At 60.7% G+C, this 18,867-nt stretch carries 20 protein-coding genes and 1 tRNA gene; 19 read left to right on the forward strand and 2 right to left on the reverse strand.

Annotated features, from left to right (window positions below; all coding sequences use genetic code 11):
- Nucleotides 1-46: 46 nt before the first annotated feature.
- Nucleotides 47-739, reverse strand: coding sequence for a M48 family metallopeptidase (locus BLQ98_RS01065; protein ID WP_093731504.1), 693 nt, complete (start codon nt 737-739; stop codon nt 47-49).
- Nucleotides 740-851: 112 nt separating this feature from the next.
- Between BLQ98_RS01065 and BLQ98_RS01070 the strand changes: the two genes are divergently transcribed.
- The 4 genes from BLQ98_RS01070 to BLQ98_RS01085 all read left to right on the forward strand — a co-directional run bounded on the left by BLQ98_RS01070 (nt 852) and on the right by BLQ98_RS01085 (nt 3,242).
- Entirely contained in the window at nt 852-1,178 is a 327-nt protein-coding gene (locus BLQ98_RS01070) for a TIGR02300 family protein (protein WP_093731505.1), read from the forward strand.
- A gap of 116 nt (nt 1,179-1,294) precedes the next feature.
- Nucleotides 1,295-1,370, forward strand: a tRNA-Ala gene (locus BLQ98_RS01075).
- A gap of 276 nt (nt 1,371-1,646) precedes the next feature.
- Complete coding sequence (locus BLQ98_RS01080; protein WP_093731506.1) at nt 1,647-2,240, forward strand: TetR/AcrR family transcriptional regulator; 594 nt, start codon at nt 1,647-1,649, stop codon at nt 2,238-2,240.
- Nucleotides 2,241-2,261: 21 nt separating this feature from the next.
- The gene (locus BLQ98_RS01085) at nt 2,262-3,242 is read left to right on the forward strand and encodes a zinc-binding dehydrogenase (protein WP_093731507.1); all 981 of its coding nucleotides are present in this window, start codon (nt 2,262-2,264) and stop codon (nt 3,240-3,242) included.
- Nucleotides 3,243-3,340: 98 nt separating this feature from the next.
- Here the strand turns inward: BLQ98_RS01085 and pobA are convergent, their stop codons facing one another.
- Nucleotides 3,341-4,510, reverse strand: coding sequence for a 4-hydroxybenzoate 3-monooxygenase (pobA, locus tag BLQ98_RS01090; protein ID WP_093731508.1), 1,170 nt, complete (start codon nt 4,508-4,510; stop codon nt 3,341-3,343).
- Nucleotides 4,511-4,603: 93 nt separating this feature from the next.
- On the opposite strand from pobA, the gene BLQ98_RS01095 reads away from it, so the two are divergent.
- The 15 genes from BLQ98_RS01095 (at nt 4,604) to BLQ98_RS01165 (ending at nt 18,739) form a co-directional block, all read left to right on the forward strand.
- Entirely contained in the window at nt 4,604-5,455 is an 852-nt protein-coding gene (locus BLQ98_RS01095; RefSeq protein WP_093731509.1) for a helix-turn-helix domain-containing protein, read from the forward strand.
- Between the two features lie 194 nt (nt 5,456-5,649).
- Complete coding sequence (locus BLQ98_RS01100; protein ID WP_093731510.1) at nt 5,650-6,687, forward strand: TRAP transporter substrate-binding protein; 1,038 nt, start codon at nt 5,650-5,652, stop codon at nt 6,685-6,687.
- A gap of 112 nt (nt 6,688-6,799) precedes the next feature.
- Complete coding sequence (locus BLQ98_RS01105) at nt 6,800-7,366, forward strand: TRAP transporter small permease subunit (protein WP_093731511.1); 567 nt, start codon at nt 6,800-6,802, stop codon at nt 7,364-7,366.
- A complete protein-coding gene (locus BLQ98_RS01110) occupies nt 7,363-8,676 on the forward strand; it encodes a TRAP transporter large permease (protein WP_093731512.1) in 1,314 nt (437 codons plus the stop codon). Before BLQ98_RS01105 ends, BLQ98_RS01110 begins: the two co-directional genes overlap by 4 nt.
- Before the next feature lie 154 nt (nt 8,677-8,830).
- Nucleotides 8,831-9,703: an urease accessory protein UreD gene (locus BLQ98_RS01115; RefSeq protein WP_093731513.1), complete on the forward strand. Its 873-nt coding sequence runs from the start codon at nt 8,831-8,833 to the stop codon at nt 9,701-9,703.
- Between the two features lies 1 nt (nt 9,704).
- Nucleotides 9,705-10,007, forward strand: coding sequence for an urease subunit gamma (locus BLQ98_RS01120; protein ID WP_093731514.1), 303 nt, complete (start codon nt 9,705-9,707; stop codon nt 10,005-10,007).
- A 27-nt stretch (nt 10,008-10,034) separates the two neighbouring features.
- Complete coding sequence (locus BLQ98_RS01125; protein ID WP_005851166.1) at nt 10,035-10,220, forward strand: hypothetical protein; 186 nt, start codon at nt 10,035-10,037, stop codon at nt 10,218-10,220.
- On the forward strand, nt 10,217-10,522 hold the full coding sequence (locus tag BLQ98_RS01130) for an urease subunit beta (RefSeq protein WP_093731515.1): 306 nt from the start codon (nt 10,217-10,219) through the stop codon (nt 10,520-10,522). Before BLQ98_RS01125 ends, BLQ98_RS01130 begins: the two co-directional genes overlap by 4 nt.
- A 24-nt stretch (nt 10,523-10,546) precedes the next feature.
- Entirely contained in the window at nt 10,547-12,256 is a 1,710-nt protein-coding gene (gene ureC / locus BLQ98_RS01135) for an urease subunit alpha (protein ID WP_093731516.1), read from the forward strand.
- Between the two features lie 9 nt (nt 12,257-12,265).
- Nucleotides 12,266-12,718: an urease accessory protein UreE gene (locus BLQ98_RS01140; RefSeq protein WP_093731517.1), complete on the forward strand. Its 453-nt coding sequence runs from the start codon at nt 12,266-12,268 to the stop codon at nt 12,716-12,718.
- A 12-nt stretch (nt 12,719-12,730) separates the two neighbouring features.
- Nucleotides 12,731-13,366, forward strand: a complete 636-nt coding sequence (locus tag BLQ98_RS01145) for an urease accessory protein UreF (protein WP_093731518.1) — start codon at nt 12,731-12,733, stop codon at nt 13,364-13,366.
- On the forward strand, nt 13,363-13,992 hold the full coding sequence (ureG, locus tag BLQ98_RS01150; protein ID WP_093731519.1) for an urease accessory protein UreG: 630 nt from the start codon (nt 13,363-13,365) through the stop codon (nt 13,990-13,992). Before BLQ98_RS01145 ends, ureG begins: the two co-directional genes overlap by 4 nt.
- Before the next feature lie 133 nt (nt 13,993-14,125).
- Nucleotides 14,126-14,746 (forward strand): CHAP domain-containing protein, encoded by a 621-nt coding sequence (locus tag BLQ98_RS01155; RefSeq protein ID WP_093731520.1) that lies wholly within the window; start codon nt 14,126-14,128, stop codon nt 14,744-14,746.
- Nucleotides 14,747-14,831: 85 nt separating this feature from the next.
- Complete coding sequence (locus BLQ98_RS01160; protein WP_093731521.1) at nt 14,832-16,400, forward strand: gamma-glutamyltransferase; 1,569 nt, start codon at nt 14,832-14,834, stop codon at nt 16,398-16,400.
- Nucleotides 16,401-16,564: 164 nt separating this feature from the next.
- Entirely contained in the window at nt 16,565-18,739 is a 2,175-nt protein-coding gene (locus BLQ98_RS01165; RefSeq protein WP_093731522.1) for a DEAD/DEAH box helicase, read from the forward strand.
- Nucleotides 18,740-18,867: the final 128 nt, after the last annotated feature.

The raw sequence follows: 18,867 nt of genomic DNA on the forward strand, positions 1-18,867 counted from the left end.
ACGAATCGCCGGTGCGTCAATGTGGTAAACGCGCCGAGGTGCTGCGCTACGCAGTAAACTTGAACCGGTGCAGGTCGCTGCCATGCCTGCGCAACCAGCCACGCGCCTCCTGATAGGGTCCGTAAATCCGTTCGACCTCGGCCCAGAAGGCGGGCGAATGATTCATCTGCGCCAGATGCGCGACCTCGTGCGCGGCAACATAATCAAGCACGTCGGGCGGGGTCAGGATCAACCGCCACGAAAACATCAACCCCCCGTCAGAGGTGCAGGACCCCCACCGCGACCGCGTATCGCGCAGCGTCAGCTTGGCATAAGGACGCCCCAGCAACGCACTATAGTCGTCACAGGCCCCCGTCAGCCGGTCGCGCGCAAGCTCCTTTAGATGGGCAGCCAGCCGCACGGGCACGCGATCCGCGGGTCCGGGGACACAGATCGTATCGGCCCCCAGAACCACCCGCCTGCCCTGTCCCGCCTCGACCCGAAGCATCCGCCCGCCCAAGGGAAATTCTGCTCCGATGCCCACCACGACATCTTCACCGCGCGCGTCGAGATGCTGCCGAATCCAGGCCTCCTTCTCGCGTGCAAAGGCGATTCCCTCGGCTTCCTTCAGACGTTTTGGCATCGTCAGCGTCACCCGCCCGTCCAGCTGCGATATCCGCAGCGATATGCGCCGCGCCCGTGCAGAGCGGCGCAGGATCAGCGGGATAGGTGGGTTTCCGGGCAGGACAGGATCAGGCATTTCAGGGTTCCGGGTCGCGATGAGGTGGCGATTGCCTTTGACAGTGCCTATCTCATATGGCACTTGGCCTGAATCATCTATACGCAACAACACTTTCAAAAAGGGGTCTTCGATGCCCAATGAAGAATGGGGAACCAAGCGCCTGTGCCCCACAACGGGCAAACGGTTCTACGACCTGAACAAAGATCCGATCATCAGCCCATACTCCGGCGAAGTGGTCGAGGTTGATAACTCCAAATCCCGCATGATCGCCGCAGACGCCGAAGATGCCGTCACTGCCAAATCCAAGAAAGGCAACTCTGATGATGAAGAGTCGCTGGTGGATGATGACGACGTAGACGTAGATCTGGACGACGACATTCTGGACGATGATGACGACGATGAGGATACTGTTCCTCTCGAAGAAATCGCGGACGTTGCCTCCGAAGACGACGATTAATTGAATTTTGCGATGGCGGGATAGATTTTCCTCTTGATCCCGCCCTCGCGACCGCCTATTCAGCGGCGCATCGGCCTTACACGGTTGATACACTTCCCGGATCTTTGATCCACGATGGGGCCTTAGCTCAGCTGGGAGAGCGCCTGCATGGCATGCAGGAGGTCAGCGGTTCGATCCCGCTAGGCTCCACCATTCACTCACTAGAATTCCAGCATAAACATTTCGCACCCTTCGGGGCTGACTGACGCGCGTCCGCGAGGCCGCCACGCTGAGTCAGCGGTTCGATCCCGCTAGGCTCCACCATTCACTCACCAAAAATCCAGCATAAATGTTTCGTACCCTTCGGGGCTGACTGACGCGCGTCCGCAAGGCGTTACATGTGCTGCGCATCTTTAGCGCGGCTCGACGCTGACAAAGATTTCTGCCCCGGCACTAGACGACCGGTCTAATAGTTCCTATCTCCCTCCTATGACAGAGCAAAAGAAATCAGATCAAACGCGGCAGAAAATTCTGACCGCCGGACGATCGCTCATCAGCAAGCACGGGTTCGGTGCCGTCGGGCTGGCGCGTATTCTGAAGGAAAGCGACGTTCCCAAGGGGTCGTTCTATTACTACTTTCCGTCCAAGGATGCCTTTGGTCAGGCGTTATTGCATGATTATGTCGCCGACTATCTGGCCCGCATCGATACGCTGTGCAGCGGGGCGGGGTCTGCGCATGACAAGCTTACGGCCTTTTGGTCAGCATGGCTGGCGCATGCGGATTCCGAAGGGATCGCCAACCAGTGCCTTGTGGTCAAGTTGGGTGCCGAGGTCGCTGATTTGTCTGATGAGATGCGCCGTATTCTGAATGACGGCGTGGCAGAACTTGTGACCCGTATCGCCGACCTGCTGGTTGCCGGAGCGAAAGACGGCTCCGTCCCGCCGATCAGTGACCCACGTGCGACCGCGCAGACGCTTTATGCCAAGTTCCTAGGGGCCGCGATCCTGTCAAAACTCTCGCAGGATCAAATCCCGCTACAGCAGGCTTTGTCACAAACCACCGATTTTCTAGCCATACGATAAACACAAGAAAGCGAGACACCTATGAAAGCAGCAGTCCACAACAGCTTTGGCGAACCCATCGACGTCATTGAAGGCACTGAAATCGACACCCCCACCGCAGGCGCGGGCGAGGTTCTGGTCAAGATGACGCTGTCCCCGATCCACAACCACGACCTTTGGACAATCCGCGGCAACTACGGTTACAAGCCCGAGCTTCCCGGTGCGATTGGCGGGAGCGAAGCGCTTGGCACGGTAGAGGCCGTTGGCGAGGGCGTTGATGCAGCGATGATCGGCCAGCGCGTGTCGATTGCGGGCGTGCATGGCACATGGGCTGACTACTTTGTTGCCCCCGCCACTGGCGTTCTTCCCCTGCCTGACGCGATCTCTGATGTCGCCGGTGCGCAGTTGATCGCCATGCCGTTCAGCGCGATTTCCCTACTGGAAACGCTGAAGGCAAAGAAGGGCGACTGGATCGTCCAGACCGCTGCGAACGGGGCCGTGGGCAAGATCATGACCACACTCGCCAAAAGCCGCGGCATCAACCTGCTGAACCTTGTGCGCCGCGAAGAGGCGGTGAAAGAGCTCACCGATCTGGGCATCGACAATGTACTGTCGACCTCCGAAGACGGCTGGCAGGACAAAGGCCGCGCGATCATCGGTGAAAAGGGGGCCGCATCTGCAATCGACTCTGTCGGTGGTGACATCTCTGCCGTTCTGGTCGATCTGCTGGGACTGGACGGCGAGCTTGTCGTTTTCGGGACAGCCACCGGTGCGCCGATGCCGCTGAACTCGGGTGCGCTGATCATGAAGCACATCACGGTCAAAGGCTTCTGGGGTTCCCGCGTGAGCGGCGAGATGGACCCCGAAGAGCGCAAGCGCCTGATCACAGAGCTGGTGACGCTGGTCGCCAAAGGCGAGCTGGTGCTGGAAGATGGCGGGCAGTTCGGGTTGGACGATCTGTCTGGCGCACTGAAAGCGTCGCTGACACCGGGTCGCTCTGGTAAGGTGATGATCCGCGGCTAAACGCAGCTGCACCGAAAACAAAGACGCGGCCCGTTCCCTGATCATGCGTCAGAGGGCGGGCCGTTTTCGTATCGCAAGCCCATCTTGGGCCGCGATCTTTAGAACGGCAGCCCTGTATAATTTTCGGCCAGATCCCGCCGCGCCGTTTCGCTTTGTGCCAGATGGGCAAGCGACGCCCGACGCATCTGTGGCGCAAAGCTGTCTTCGCCCTCGAACTGGTGCAGCATGGTCGTCATCTGCCAGCTGAACCGCATCGCCTTCCAAACCCGCGCCAGCGCATGGGCGGAATAACCTTCAACCCCGCTGTGATCCCGCCGCTTCAGCGCGGCAATCAACGCGTCGTGCAAATAGAACACATCCGAAACCGCAAGGTTCAGCCCCTTGGCACCGGTCGGGGGGACGATATGCGCAGCGTCGCCCACCAGAAACAGATTGCCCCACCGCAACGGCTCGCTCACAAACGACCGTAGCGGCGCGATGGATTTTTCGATCGACGGACCGGTGATCAACGCGCTAGCCACGGACTGAGGCAGCCGTTGCTTCAGCGCCTCCCAGAAACGGTCATCGCTCCAGTCTGCGACGTTCTCGGAGGAGGCCACTTGAATGTAATACCGGCTCAGACTTTCGCTGCGCATAGAGGCAAGGGCGAAGCCGTGTTCGGAACTGGCATAGATCAATGCGTCATTCACCGGCTTCGTACGCGACAAAACCCCCAGCCAGCCAAAGGGGTAAACCCGTTCGAATTCCTTGCGTTTGGCGGCGGGGATCGTGTTGCGGCTGACACCGTGGAATCCGTCACAGCCTGCGACGTAGGTGCAGGTAATCTCTTGGTATTGGCCATCTTTGGAAAAGGACACCGTGGGCGCGTTGGTGTCTGCGCCGGCAATGACCACGTCCTCGACCTCGTGGATGATCGTCGCACCCAGTCTGTCCTGAGCCTCGTATAGATCGCGGGTGACTTCGGTCTGGCCATAGACCATGACCTGTTTCCCGATCAGCTTGTGAAAATCGATATGCACCATCGAATCGTTGTCGGTCAGGTAGCAGCCCTTGTGCGGCAAGCCCTGCTGATCCATCCGTGCGCCCACACCGGCGTGGCGCAGCAGGTTCATTGTGCCGTCTTCCAACACACCGGCGCGGATTCGAGACAGAACATGGTCGCGGGTGGTCCGTTCAAGAACGACAGTGCTGACACCTGCATTATTCAGCAGTTGCGACAATAACAGACCAGATGGCCCGCCCCCGATAATGACGACTTGCGTTTTCATATTAAACTTTCCTGCCCGACTATCGGATTAACCTATTGTACGAAACGTGCAGGAAGAATGGATCGTTAGGGCAACTTCTGGTACTATTCGTGCATGACACAGCTTTCCCCGATCCCCAGCTATGCGCTTTTTGGTGAAACCAAAGGCTTTCCCGATGTGCTGCATTGCGAACGGATCAAGGACCGCGCACCGGATCACGCTTGGCATATCGCGCCGCATCGCCACGCTCAGCTTGCTCAGGTACTGTATATTCTTTCGGGCGGTGGCACCGCAAATATCGAGGGCGACCGCTTTGCCCTGACGCAGGGGTCGGTTGTGTTTATTCCACCGCGCATGGTGCATAGCTTCGACTTTACCCCTAGCACCCAAGGCATGGTGCAGTCCTTTCCCATCGCGATCCTGCACAGCATCGGGCCGGTGAATGCAGAGCTGGGCAATGCGCTGTCCAAACCCGCGGTTGGGCGGGCGGCGGGCACCTTGGTTGCGCTGATGACACAGCTTGAAACGGTGACCGCCCAGACGACTGCCCCGTTTCGGGCGCAGATCGCTGTGGGGCTAGGGCACGCTGTTCTGTCCAGCATCGCGGCATGGGGGGCGCTGCAAAAGGACGGCAGCGCCCCGCACGACGACCGGCTGTCGCGACTGGACCAGTTGATCAGTGATCCGGCCAGCGCGGGCTGGACAGCCAAGGATTTTGCCGGCAGCATTGGCGTCAGCACCGGACATCTGTCGCGCCTGTGCCGCGCAGCCAAAGGCCAGTCCGCCACCGTCTATATCGAAGCCCGCCACATCGACGAGGCCTGCCGCTTGCTAGCATTCACGCGCCTTTCAGTGGCCGAGATAGGCTACCGTCTGGGCTTTGCCGACCCGTCCTATTTTTCGCGGCGATTTCGTACCGTTCAAGGCGTCACCCCGTCGCAATACCGCCATCAGTTCGCAACCTGACCGCTGTTTTCCTGCACCACAGGTTGAAGAGTCGGCAATTCCGTGCCCCAAAGCTGACAAACGTCAGATTTATTAACCGTTATCGCTAGCAGCCGTTTGACCTCCTCCTGACGATGCGTGAAGGTGACGCTAGGGAGCCTGCGTAAATCGTGATGCGCAGAATAAAGAAACCAAAGTTTCTGGGAGGAAATCTAATGACTAAAGGCAATATGAACCGCCGCACCATGCTGCGTGGGGCCGCCCTTGGCGCGCTGGCAACACCGGCGCTGGTTGGCAAGGGTATCGCACAAGGTAAGGTAAACTGGCGCGTGCAGGCGCACTGGCCAAAGGCGTCCAGCTCTTTCAACGACAGCCTTGGTAAACTGGCAGAAGTGCTTGAGGCGCGCACCGAAGGCGCGTTCAAGATGGATCTGCTGGGTGCGGGCGAATTCGCCAAAGGCCCTGACATCTACAACATCGTGCGCAAGGGCGTCGTGCCCATGGGGACGGTCAGCCCGTCCTATGTGCAGGATCAGGCGCAGGCCGCGTCCTTCCTGTTCGGCATCCCCGGCACTTTCCGTCAGGCGTGGGAAATGGAACACGCGGTCAAGAACCTCGGCCTTGAGGCGCTGGTAAACGAAGACCTGAACGCCGACGGCGTGATGATGAAGACGGAAAAAGTTCTGCCCGTCGAGATCGTCGTGTCGAAAAAGATCGAATCCGCCGAAGACTTCAAAGGGCTCAAGCTGCGGTCGTCCGGCACAATGCTTGATTACCTGCAGTCCGCCGGTGCCGCGCCGCAATACATTCCAGGCTCCGAGCTTTATCAATCGCTCAGCTCGGGCGTTGTGGATGGCGCACACTGGGGCGCTGCCGTGGGGGCGAAATCCATGTCCCTATGGGAGGTCTGCAAATACCATTACAAACCCGCGCTTGGTCAGACCACTGACGCCTTTATCCTGAATATGGAGGCCGTTGACGGGCTGGAAGACGATCTGCGCACTGCCCTGCTCGACACAATGGAGACGCGGTTCTTCCAGCGGTCGGCCGAATACCAGCACGCCGAAGCCATCGCGATTTCCGAAGGCATTGCCGAGAACAACATCGAAGTATCTGAACTGCCCGACGATGTGCTGGCAATCCTTGCGGATGCGTCGTCCAAGATCCTCGATACAGAGGCGCAGAAAGGCGAACGCGCGGCGAAGGCGGCAGACATCTACAAAACCTTGATGACCGACCTCGGCTATCTTTAAGCGTCTGATCCGGGGGGATCCCCCCCGGTAAGGCCGCGCTGAAAATCATTGTAGCCGCCTGATATGTCCTTGCATTTCTGGCGGCTCGTTTTTGTCCTGAGGGAGAAACGTTTTGTTTAAACTTGCGCGCTTCATCACGCAATTGAACCGCATTATCGGCTATTGGATCAGCTTTTGCGTGCTGATTATCTTTGCCCTGCTCTTGGCCGATGTGGTCATGCGCTATCTGATCGGACAGCCCGCGATCTGGACTGCCGAACTGGCGACGCTGATCTTTGGGGTCTATGCAATCATCGGGGGCGGGTACCTGCTGACCGAACGCGGCCACGTGAACGTCGATATCATCTACGGCCAGTTTTCACCCAAGCGCAAAGCGCTGGTGGACATCGTGACATGGCCGCTGTTCCTGATCTTTGTCGGCGTGCTGCTGTGGCAAGGCTACGACATCGCGTCCGAGGCCATTGCGGATATGGAGCGGTCGAACTCTGTCTGGAAAGCCCCGCTGTGGCCGACTAAATCCCTGATCCCCGTCGCCGCCTTGCTGCTGCTGTTGCAGGGGTTTGTACGCCTTTGGGCCGATGTGCGCACCCTGATGGGACTGCCCAATGATCCCGCTATTTTTGGTCAACCCGCCACCGGTGACACCGAAGCCGCCCAAGCCGCTGGAGGCCACTCATGAGCGTTGAAATTCTGACCATGCTATTCTTTGGCGCGCTGCTGCTGTTTGTGATGCTCGGCACGCCGCTTGCCTTTGCCCTTGGGGGAATTTCGGTCATCTTCCTGTACGCCGAAATGGGCGATCTGGGGTTCTATCTGCTCGCCTCTAAAATGTGGGAGACGATGCAATCACCCACCCTGATGGCGATCCCGCTGTTTGTCTTCATGGCGATCCTGCTTGAAAAATCGGGGGTCGCGAATGACCTTTACGATATGATGCACGAATGGTGGGGCGGCCTGCGTGGCGGTCTGGCAATTGGCACGGTGCTGATCTGCGTGATCTTTGCCGCCATGTCGGGCATCTCGGGTGCGGCGGTTGTGACAATGGGTACCATCGCACTGCCCAAGATGCTGGAACGGGGCTATGACAAAAAGCTCGCACTTGGGGCTATTAACGCGGGCGGCGGCTGGGGCATCCTGATCCCGCCGTCGATCCTGATGGTGCTCTATTCGCTGCTCACCGAGGTGTCTGTCGGTCGGCTGTTCGCAGCGGGCATCGGGCCGGGGCTGCTGCTGTTTTTCCTCGTGTCCGTCTATATCGGCGGACGCTGCTGGATGCAGCCGGAACTGGGTCCCGCCCTCCCGAAAGAGGAACGCGCGAACTGGGGGCAGAAACTGCGGTCTCTCAAGGCGGTGATCCTGCCGATCCTGATCGTGGTGATCGTGCTGGGGGCCATCTTTGGCGGGTTCGCCACCCCGACCGAAGCCGCCGCCATCGGTGTCTTTGGTGCGATGGTCGCCACGGGCGTGAACCGGCAACTGTCATGGGCCGTGATCCGTGCCGCCTCTGTCGCGACGCTGAAACTGACCGCGCTGATCATGTGGATCCTGTTCGCGGCCCACGCCTTTAGCACGGCCTATACCGCGCTTGGGGCACAAAGCCTGATCCAGGACATGATGAACCTTGTGCCCGGTGGGCGTTGGGGGTCGCTGGTATTTATGCTGGCGGTGCTCTTCATCCTTGGCATGGTGCTGGATCCGGTGGGGATCATGCTGATCACCCTGCCTGTGTTCCTGCCCGTGGTGCAGAGCTATGGCTTTGATCCGATCTGGTTCGGCATCCTCTTCATCATCATGATGGAGGTCGGGTATATGACCCCGCCCTTCGGCTTTAACCTCTTTTACCTCAAAGGGGTGGCCCCGCCGGATGTGACGATGGGCGACATCTATGCCTCTGTGACGCCCTATGTGATCGTCACGCTGATCGGGGTCTTGCTGATCATTCTGATCCCCGAGATCGCGACCTATCTGCCCAAGTACTTCTACGGGTAGGCCGACCGCAAAACTGCTTTGACCCGCGCCCAAGCTGCGGGTCAAAGCCACTGACGGGATATGCCCAAATTATAGGCATCCGTCGCGAAGCAGCCTCAAATTGCGCCAAAAATGCCCGTTTCGGATCGCACCCGACGGGAATCACGCTATCCAGATGGGAGTTATTTTCAACTGGACGAGGCCCCCCATCAACATCGCCGCCCATACCGATCAGGCTTTCGCCGTGCCGATGCAACCCCGCGCCCGCGGGGCGTTGCGCATCAGCAGCAAGACCTACGGCGGGACGTCGGTGATCGACGATCTGTACCAGCAGGGCTGCTTCAAGGCGCTCTTTCCGCGTGCGGCGGCGGGTGGTCTGACGGGGGTCTTCCTTAACACTTCAGGCGGGATGACGGGCGGCGACGAACTGTCGATCCACGCCACTGCCGGTGCGGACAGCCGCCTGACCTTGACCAGTCAGGCTGCCGAACGTGTCTATCTGGCACAACCCGGCCCGATGGCGCAAATGACGACGCGGCTGGTCGCAAAAGGCGGGGCACGGATCGATTGGCTGCCGCAGGAAACGATCCTGTTCAACGGCTCTGCCCTGCGCCGCAAGCTGGAGGTGGACCTGACGGGCGATGCCTGTTTCTTCGGCGTAGAGCCGCTGGTCTTTGGCCGCGTCTCCATGGGCGAAACGCTAAGCGACGCGCGCTTTGCCGATAACATCACGATCCGCCGCGACGGGCACCCCATCTTTGCTGATGCCGTGCGCCTGTCCGGCGATATCCACACGCAACTTGCTGGCACCGCCACGGCGGGCGGCAACTGCGCTATGGCCAGCGTGATCTACGCCGCCCCCGATGCCGAGGCGCTGCTTGCCCCCCTGCGCGCGCTGCTGCCCGCCAGCGCCGGTGCCAGCCTGATCCGCGACGGCGTGCTTTATGCGCGGCTCCTCGCGCCCGACAGTTACATCCTGCGCCAGTCTCTGGTGCCGATCATCGCCCGCCTGCACGGCGCGGCCCCTCCCAAAACATGGATGCTTTGACATGCAGCTGACCCCCCGTGAAAAAGATAAATTGCTGATCGCCATGGCGGCCGAAGTCGCGCGTAAGCGCTTGGCCCGCGGCGTCAAGTTGAACCACCCCGAGGCAATTGCCCTGATCACCGATACCGTCGTCGAAGGCGCACGCGATGGCCGCAGCGTGGCCGAGATGATGCAGGCCGGTGCCCAAGTCATCACCCGCAACGACTGTATGGAAGGCATCGCCGAGATGATCCACGACGTACAGGTCGAAGCCACTTTCCCCGACGGGACCAAGCTGGTCACCGTGCACAACCCCATCCGCTAGACCCCGTTCGCAAGAAAGGCCCCTGCTATGAAACATCTGATGATCCTGCCCGCCGCCCTGATGGCCGGCCCTGCCCTTGCCCACCCCGGTGTGCATATCGCCCCCCACGGGGCCGAATGGATGCCTGTCTTCATGGGGCTCGCCGTCATCGCAACCGCCGCGGCCATCGCGCTGCGCGGGCGGGTCAAGGCCCCCCGCAAGGCGCGCAAATGATCCCCGGAGAGGTGCTTTGCGCCACAGGGGACATCACCCTGAACGCCGATCGCACGGCCATCACCCTGATGGTTGCCAATACCGGTGACCGGCCCGTGCAGGTCGGCAGTCACTACCACTTTGCCGAAACCAACCCCGCGCTCGACTTTGACCGCGCCGCCGCGCGTGGTCACCGGCTGGACATCGCCGCCGGCACCGCCGTGCGCTTTGAACCCGGTCAACGCCGCGAGGTGCAGCTGATCCCGCTCGCGGGCGACCGTAAGGTGTATGGGTTCAACGCTGAAGTGATGGGCGCGCTTTAAGGCGCTTCGAGGAAAGAGAGACCGATGACCACCACACTCCCCCGCTCTGAATATGCAGCGATGTACGGCCCCACCACGGGCGACCGGCTACGGCTGGCTGACACCGATCTGATCATCGAGGTCGAACGCGATCTGACGACCTATGGCGAAGAGGTGAAGTTCGGCGGCGGCAAGGTAATCCGTGACGGCATGGGCCAGTCGCAGGTCACGCGGGCGAATGGTGCGGTGGATACCGTGATTACCAACGCGCTGATCGTCGATCATTCGGGCATCTACAAGGCGGATGTCGCGCTGAAAGACGGGCGCATCGCGGCGATTGGCAAGGCGGGCAACCCCGACACCCAGCCCAACGTTGATATCATCATCGGACCGGGGACCGAGATCATCGCCGGCGAAGGGCGCATCCTGACCGCCGGCGGTTTCGACAGCCACATCCACTTTATCGCGCCCCAGCAAATGGAGGACGCACTCCACTCCGGTGTGACCACTTGCTTTGGCGGGGGCACCGGCCCTGCACATGGCACGCTTGCCACCACATGCACCCCCGGCCCGTGGCACATCGGGCGCATGTTGCAGGCAATGGACGGCGTGGTGATGAACATCGGCCTCGCGGGCAAGGGCAATGCCAGCCAGCCCGGTGCGCTGATCGAAATGGTGAACGGCGGGGCCTGTGCGCTGAAGCTGCACGAAGATTGGGGCACCACCCCCGCCGCGATTGATTGCTGCCTGTCGGTCGCGGACGACATGGACGTGCAGGTGATGATCCATACCGACACGTTGAATGAATCCGGCTTTGTCGAACATACGCTTGGCGCAATGAAGGGCCGGACCATCCACGCCTTCCACACCGAGGGCGCGGGCGGCGGCCACGCCCCCGACATCATCAAGATTTGCGGCGAAGAGCACGTGCTGCCGTCTTCGACCAACCCGACACGCCCCTTCACAGTGAACACGCTCGAAGAGCATCTGGACATGCTGATGGTCTGTCACCACCTCGATAAATCCATCCCCGAAGACGTCGCCTTTGCCGAAAGCCGCATCAGACGCGAGACGATTGCCGCCGAGGATATCCTGCATGACATCGGTGCGTTCTCTATCATCGCCTCTGACAGTCAGGCCATGGGCCGTGTGGGCGAGGTGCTGATCCGCACGTGGCAGACCGCAGACAAGATGCGCAAGCAGCGCGGGCGCTTGCCGGAAGAAACCGCCGACAACGACAACTTCCGCGTCAAACGTTATATCGCGAAATACACGATCAACCCCGCCATCGCCCATGGTGTCAGCCGCGAGGTCGGGTCGATCGAGGTCGGCAAGAAGGCCGATCTGGTGCTGTGGAACCCCGCCTTTTTTGGGGTGAAGCCCGAAATGGTATTGATGTCGGGCATGATCGTCGTGGCGCAAATGGGCGACCCGAATGCGTCGATCCCCACGCCGCAACCGGTCTATACCCGCCCGATGTTCGGGGCCTATGGCAGCGCGCTCCAACATTGCGCGGTGACCTTTATCTCGGAAGCCGCGCAATCGAACGGGCTGCGCGACAGCCTTGGCCTGCGCAAACAGACCATCGCGGTGCAAAACACCCGCAACATCGGCAAATCCGATCTGATCCATAATTCGGCCACCCCCAAGGTAGAGGTGAACCCCGAAACCTACGAAGTCCGCGCGGACGGCGAGCTGCTGACCTGCGCGCCCGCTGAAACCGTCCCCATGGCGCAACGCTATTTCATGTTCTGAGGCCCCTAGATGACCGACCTTCCCCCCGCCCATACCATCAAGCGCCACGGCCAGTGGGACCATGCGGATGACAGTTGCGTGCTGACCTATGACGACCGCTTCCTGCGCCGCAAACGCTTGCTGACCAGCCATAACCGCGGGTTCCTCGTCGACCTCGCCCATACGGAATCGCTGAACCACGGCGATGCGTTCGAGCTTGAAGGCGGGCAGATCATCGAAGTCATCGCCGCACGCGAAGCCCTGCTCGAGATCACCGGTACCGATCTGGTGCGTCTGGCATGGCATATCGGAAACCGGCACTGCCCCTGCCAGCTTGAACCGGGTCGGCTGTTGATCCAAAACGACCACGTGATCCGCGACATGCTGACAAAGCTCGGCGCGACGCTGCGCGATGTGTCCGAACCCTTCATTCCCGACGGCGGTGCCTATGGCCACGGTCGCACCCACAGCCACGCGCATTAGGCCGCTTTGACGATGCAGACCCAAGCGCTGATCACATTGGCCCAATGGCTGTCGCCCAGCTTTCCCATCGGCGCGTTCAGCTATAGCCACGGGCTGGAAATGGCCGTGCAGGACGGCACCATTCACGATGCGGCCAGCCTTCAGGCGTGGCTCTCGGATCTCATCACCCACGGTGCGGGCCGGACTGATGCGATCCTGCTGAACGCTGGCTTTGCGGGCAAGGGGGTGGACGAGGTGGATGCGCTGGCGCGCGCGCTGGCACCCTCGTCGGAGCGACTGACAGAGATGACCCAACAGGGCGCGGCTTTTGTGCGGGTGGTCAATGACGTCTGGGGGCATGAGCTCCCCGACCTGACGCTGCCCGTCGCCTTTGGCGCGGCCTGCACAGCGCAGGGCTTGCCTGTGGATCAAGGCGCGCAGCTGTTCCTGCACGCCTTCGTCAGCGCGCTGGTGTCTGCCGCGATCCGTGCGGTGCCGTTGGGGCAAACGGACGGGCAGCGGGTCATCACCGCCCTTGCCCCTTTGTGCCACCAAACAGTGACGCTGGCCCTGTCACAAACCGTCGACGATATCGGCAGCGCCTGTTTTCTGGCCGATATCGCATCGATGCGACATGAAACGCTTTACTCTAGGATGTTCCAGACATGACCTCTCCCCATGGACCGCTTCGTATTGGCATTGGTGGCCCCGTTGGCGCGGGCAAGACCACGACGACCGCCGCGCTGTGCCGCGCCATGCGCGACCATTGGTCAATCGGCGTGATCACCAATGATATCTACACCCAAGAGGACGCCGAAGCGCTCATGCGGCTTCAAGTCCTGCCGCAAGACCGGATCATCGGTGTCGAAACCGGCGGCTGCCCACATACTGCTATCCGCGAAGATGCCTCGATCAATCTTGCCGCCATCGCGCGGATGCGTGATCGCCATCCCGATCTGGACTGTGTGCTGATCGAATCCGGCGGCGATAACCTGTCTGCGACCTTCAGTCCCGAGCTGGCAGATGTGACGCTTTACGTGATCGATGTGGCCGCAGGCGAAGAAATCCCGCGCAAGGGCGGGCCGGCGATTACAAAGTCAGACATCCTGATCATCAATAAAACAGACCTCGCGCCGCATGTGGGCGCGTCGCTTGAGGTGATGGATCGTGATGCAAAACGGATGCGCGGTGATCTGCCCTATCTCTTTGCAGAGATGAAACACGATAGGGGTGTGGCAGAGTTGCTGGACCTGATTGTCAAAATCGGAGGCCTTCGTCCGGTTCCCGAAAATTAACAATTTGCAATAATACTGGCGGAATTTTGCCCACAGGAATCCAGACGCTTTGATTTTGGCCAAGAATCGCGGAATGTCTGCCGGACTTTACTGGGACAGTAAGGTGAGTGGAAACGAGCAGCAGGACAGATAAATGAGCGTGAAACGCCAGTGGACGTCGAAAATCGGTATTTCAATTTTGTCCGCAGCCCTGCTGCTGACAGCGGCCTGTGCCCGCGGCCCGGTTGAGGTTCAAACCATCAGCCAAGCGGGCATCAACCCTGACCTACACGCCATGGCGATCCGCGAAGTTCGCGTTCTGCAATCCAAAGGCCAGCGCGTTTGGTGCGTACCCTTCGCGCGCAACGCCAGCGGTGTCCAAATCCGCGGCAACGCCAACACTTGGTGGGCCAAAGCCAACGGTCTTTACGAGCGCGGCACAAAACCCGCTGTTGGCGCCGTCATGGCGTTCAAAGGCACCCGCCGGAACCCGATGGGCCATGTCGCCGTGGTCTCCGAAGTTGTTTCCCCCCGCGAGATCAAGGTTGATCACGCCAACTGGAAGCGCAACAAGATCTCTCTGGCGATGACCGTCAAAGACGTGTCGCCCCGCAATGACTGGTCCGATGTGCGGCTGGAAAGTCAGGCTGGTTCATTCGGCAGCGTTTATCCGATCAACGGGTTTATCTATCCCAACACGAAAAAGGGCCCGTCCAACGAGATGGCCCAGGCCCCCGTGTTTGCATTTTCAGCGACACCGACACAAAGCAACTAATCAGCGGGGCGGCAACGCTCCTCATGGTTGCAAATCTGCTGACACTGGCGTTGGGTAGGCACACCTAGATAACAGGATGCCCCCAATGACCCAGCAGCAAAACGCCTCTTGGCAGATCACCAAACCCGCAACCCGCAGCCGCAAAGGCATCGTCGCGTCGCAAAGCCGTGTGGCGGCTCAGGTCGGGGCGGATGTCATGGCGCAAGGCGGCAATGCGGTGGATGCCGCCATTGCCACCTCCTTTGCGCTTGGGGCGGCTGAACCGTGGATGAGCGGAATGGGTGGCGGCGGCTTTATGGTCGTGCGTATGGCCGGCGAGAAGACTGCCAAAGTCATTGAGTTCGGAATGAAATCCCCCAAGGGGCTGGATGTTGCCGACTATCCAATCGTCGGTGGCAAGGCGAGCGATCTGTTTCCGTGGCCTTCCGTGCTGGACGATCGCAACGTTTTCGGGGCCAAGGCGATTGCAATTCCTGGTCAGGTCGCAGGCATGGGGCTGGCGCATGAACGCTTTGCCACGAAGCCCTGGGCCGATCTGCTCGCCCCTGCGATCAAGCTTGCCGATGCGGGGCTGCCCGTCGATTGGTATACGCAGCTGATCCTTGGTGGATCGGCCAAAGACCTCGCCCCCTTCCCCGCCTCGGCCGAGACGTTCCTTAATGAAGACGGCTTTCCGAAATCCTCGGGGTGGACCGCCTTGGGCGAGACGACATGCGACCTGAGCCGTCTTGCGGCATCGCTGCGCACCGTGGCAACAGATGGGCCGCGTGCATTTTACGAAGGGCCGCTGGCGCAGTCGATTGTCGCGGATTTGCAAGCGGCGGGCGGACACCATGCGGCAGAGGATCTGGCGCAATATCAGGCGACACTGGTCGATGCGATGCACTATGCCTATCGCGACCACGAGGTGATCGCCACGCCGACGCTGACCGCAGGCCCCACCATGCGCCGCGCACTTGATCTTATGACGGCTTGGCAGCCCGGCACTGACACCCCCGACGCCGATGCGTTCATCGCCTATGACCGCGCCATCCGGCAGGCCAATCAGGAACGCTATGATACGATGGGCGATACCGAACATGAACCGGATCCGTCCTGCACCACACACTTTAGTGTCGTGGACGAAGCGGGCAATATGGTCGCCGTCACGCAAACGCTGCTGTCGATCTTTGGCTCGCGGATGATGCTGCCGCAATCCGGCATCCTGATGAACAACGGTATCATGTGGTTCGACCCCGAACAGGGCAAGCCGAACTCGCTCGGGCCAAACAAGCGTTGCCTTGCCAATATGTGCCCCACCCTGCTGCACCGCGCTGATGGCTCGCAGTTCGCGCTTGGTGCATCTGGCGGGCGCAAGATCATGCCCGCGGTGGTCGAGCTGACGTCGCTCCTGCTCGATTACGGGATGGATCTGGAAACCGCCTTTCACGCGCCGCGCACGGATATGAGCCTTGCCGATATCACCATCGTGGATCAGGCGCTCCCGCCGCAGGTGATCGCGACGTTGAAAGAGACGCTGGAAAACGTCGTGACTGCACCGCGCACGATCTTCCCCTATCACTTCGCCTGCCCCTCTGCTGTCGGCCGAAAGGGAGATGAAAACACCGGCGCGACAGAGGTGATGTCGGCGTGGGGGGATGCGATCAGCGCCTGAAAGAAAGGCGGCGGAGCATAGCCGCTCTCACCTGTGCGCCTGACAAAGAGATGTACATTCGCGTCATAACCGACTAGGGACGGGCGCAACACGTGGCTGGCGTATCCGCTTTTGCCGCGACGCGCGTATTTGTAGCGCGACATTTTCTCAGACAGGACAATCCCTTGATCCAAACCATCGCAGACGCGCTTGCCACCCAAGGCTATGATTCGCTTACCCCCGTCCAAGAGGCGGTTACCAACCCAGATCTGGTCGAAGCCGACCTTCTGGTGTCAGCCCAGACGGGGTCCGGCAAGACAGTGGCCTTTGGTCTGGCCATCGCACCGACCCTTTTGGGCGACGATGAAAAATTCGGACACGCTGGCGCGCCACTGGCGCTGATCATTGCACCGACCCGCGAATTGGCCATGCAGGTCAGCCGCGAACTGACGTGGCTGTATGGCAAGGCCGGTGCGGTCGTGACCACCTGCGTTGGCGGCATGGACACACGCACCGAACGCCGTGCGCTGGACCGTGGCGCACATATCGTCGTCGCGACACCGGGCCGCCTGTGCGACCACATCAAACGCAACAACATCAACCTGTCCGACATCCGCGCCGTGGTGCTGGATGAAGCGGACGAGATGCTTGATCTGGGTTTCCGCGAAGAGCTGGAATTCATCCTCTCCGAAGCGCCGGAAGAGCGCCGCACATTGTTGTTCTCGGCCACCGTGCCTGCGGCGATTGCCAAGCTGGCCAAATCCTACCAGCGTGATGCGCAGCGCGTCGAAACCGTAGGCGAAAAGAAACAACACGCCGACATCGAATACCGTGCGCTGAACGTGCACCCGCGTGATACCGAAAACGCTATCATCAACGTGCTGCGGTACTACGAGGCAAAGAACGCCATCGTCTTCTGCAACACCCGCGCCGCCGTTGCGCGCCTCACCACCCGCTTTACCAACCGTGGTTTTTCGGTCGTGGCACTGTCGGGCGAACTGACGCAGTCTGAACGGACCAACGCGCTGCAAGCGCTGCGCGACGGACGGGCCCGCGTTTGTATCGCGACAGATGTGGCCGCACGTGGCATCGATTTGCCCAACCTTGAACTGGTTGTGCATGCTGATCTGCCGTCGAACTCTGACACGTTGCTGCACCGGTCGGGCCGTACCGGCCGTGCGGGTCGCAAGGGTGTGTCCGCCCTGATCGTCCCTGCCAAGATGCGCAGCAAAGCCAACCGCCTGATTGGTGGTGCCAAACTGAAAGTCGAATGGGCCAACCCGCCCTCCGCCGAAGAAGTGAACGCCGAAGACGAAAAGCGCTTGTTGGCCGATTCCGCTTGGTCGAACCCGATCCCCGATGATGCAGCGGGCTTTGTTGCGAACCTCGTGGATCAGTTCAGCCCCGAGCAACTGGCCACCGCTTTTGTGAACCTCTATCGTGCGCGCCAGTCGGCACCCGAGCAGTTGGCAGAGCCCGGCACACCAGCGGATGAACGCCCCCGTGGCGACTTTGGTCCGTCGGTCTGGTTCTCGATCTCGATCGGGCGCAACGACGAAGCCGAACCGCGTACGATCTTGCCGATGATCTGCCGTATGGGCGATCTGACCAAGGATGACGTGGGCGCGATCCGTGTGCAGCCAAGCCATACTTTTGTCGAAATCCTCGCGACGTCGGCTGATAAATTCACCACCGCCCTTGGCCCCGAAATGAAAGTCGAAGACGGCGCTGTTGTGACCAAGCTCGACAAGGCTCCTGATCTGTCGCGCGGGCCCAAGCCCGGCGGCCGCGGCCCGAAACCCCAGCGTGGCGGTTCGCGTTTTGATGACAACGCGCGCCCGGATCGCGGGCCGCGCCCGGACCGTGCACCTTACGATCCCGACGCGCCACGCGCACCGCGCAAACCCCGTGCGGCGGGCACCGAAGAGGCCTCGGTCTCTTATGACAAGCCACGCGGGCCACGCCCCGACAAAGGGTTCGACAAACCACGCGGCGACAAGCCCAAGTTTGACAAGCCCAAGGCCCCCAAAGGTGAACGCCCGCCCAAGTCGCACAAGACCGAACGGTCCCCAATGAAGCCCGGTGCCGCACCAAAGCCAAAGACTGCGGGCAAGCCCGACAGCTCTGACAAGCCCAAGGCCAAAGCCGTCTGGAAAAAAGACAAGCCGGCGGATCGCTCGGGTGGGGACAGCAAGCCTGCGGGCGACAAGCCGTTTAAGGCGCGCGCGTCTGACCCTTCGAAACGTTTTGTCCCTCCGGGCAAAGTGGGTGCCAAGCCCAAGGGTGGAAAGCCTGCAGGCAAACCCGCCGGTGGCGACGCATCCCCCAAGCGCGGAAAATCGAGCTTTCGCCCGAAATAAGCGCATAAGCGCACGCCCCGCGTAGAACCGGGGAAATATAGATCAATCAAATGCTTAGGGGCTGGAATTTTAATCAATTCCAGCCCCTTTTGCGTGCGTCACCCCCCCAAAGCTCCCCTGCGTGGCAG

The sequence above is a fragment of the Sulfitobacter litoralis genome (assembly GCF_900103185.1).
Lineage (GTDB): Bacteria > Pseudomonadota > Alphaproteobacteria > Rhodobacterales > Rhodobacteraceae > Sulfitobacter > Sulfitobacter litoralis.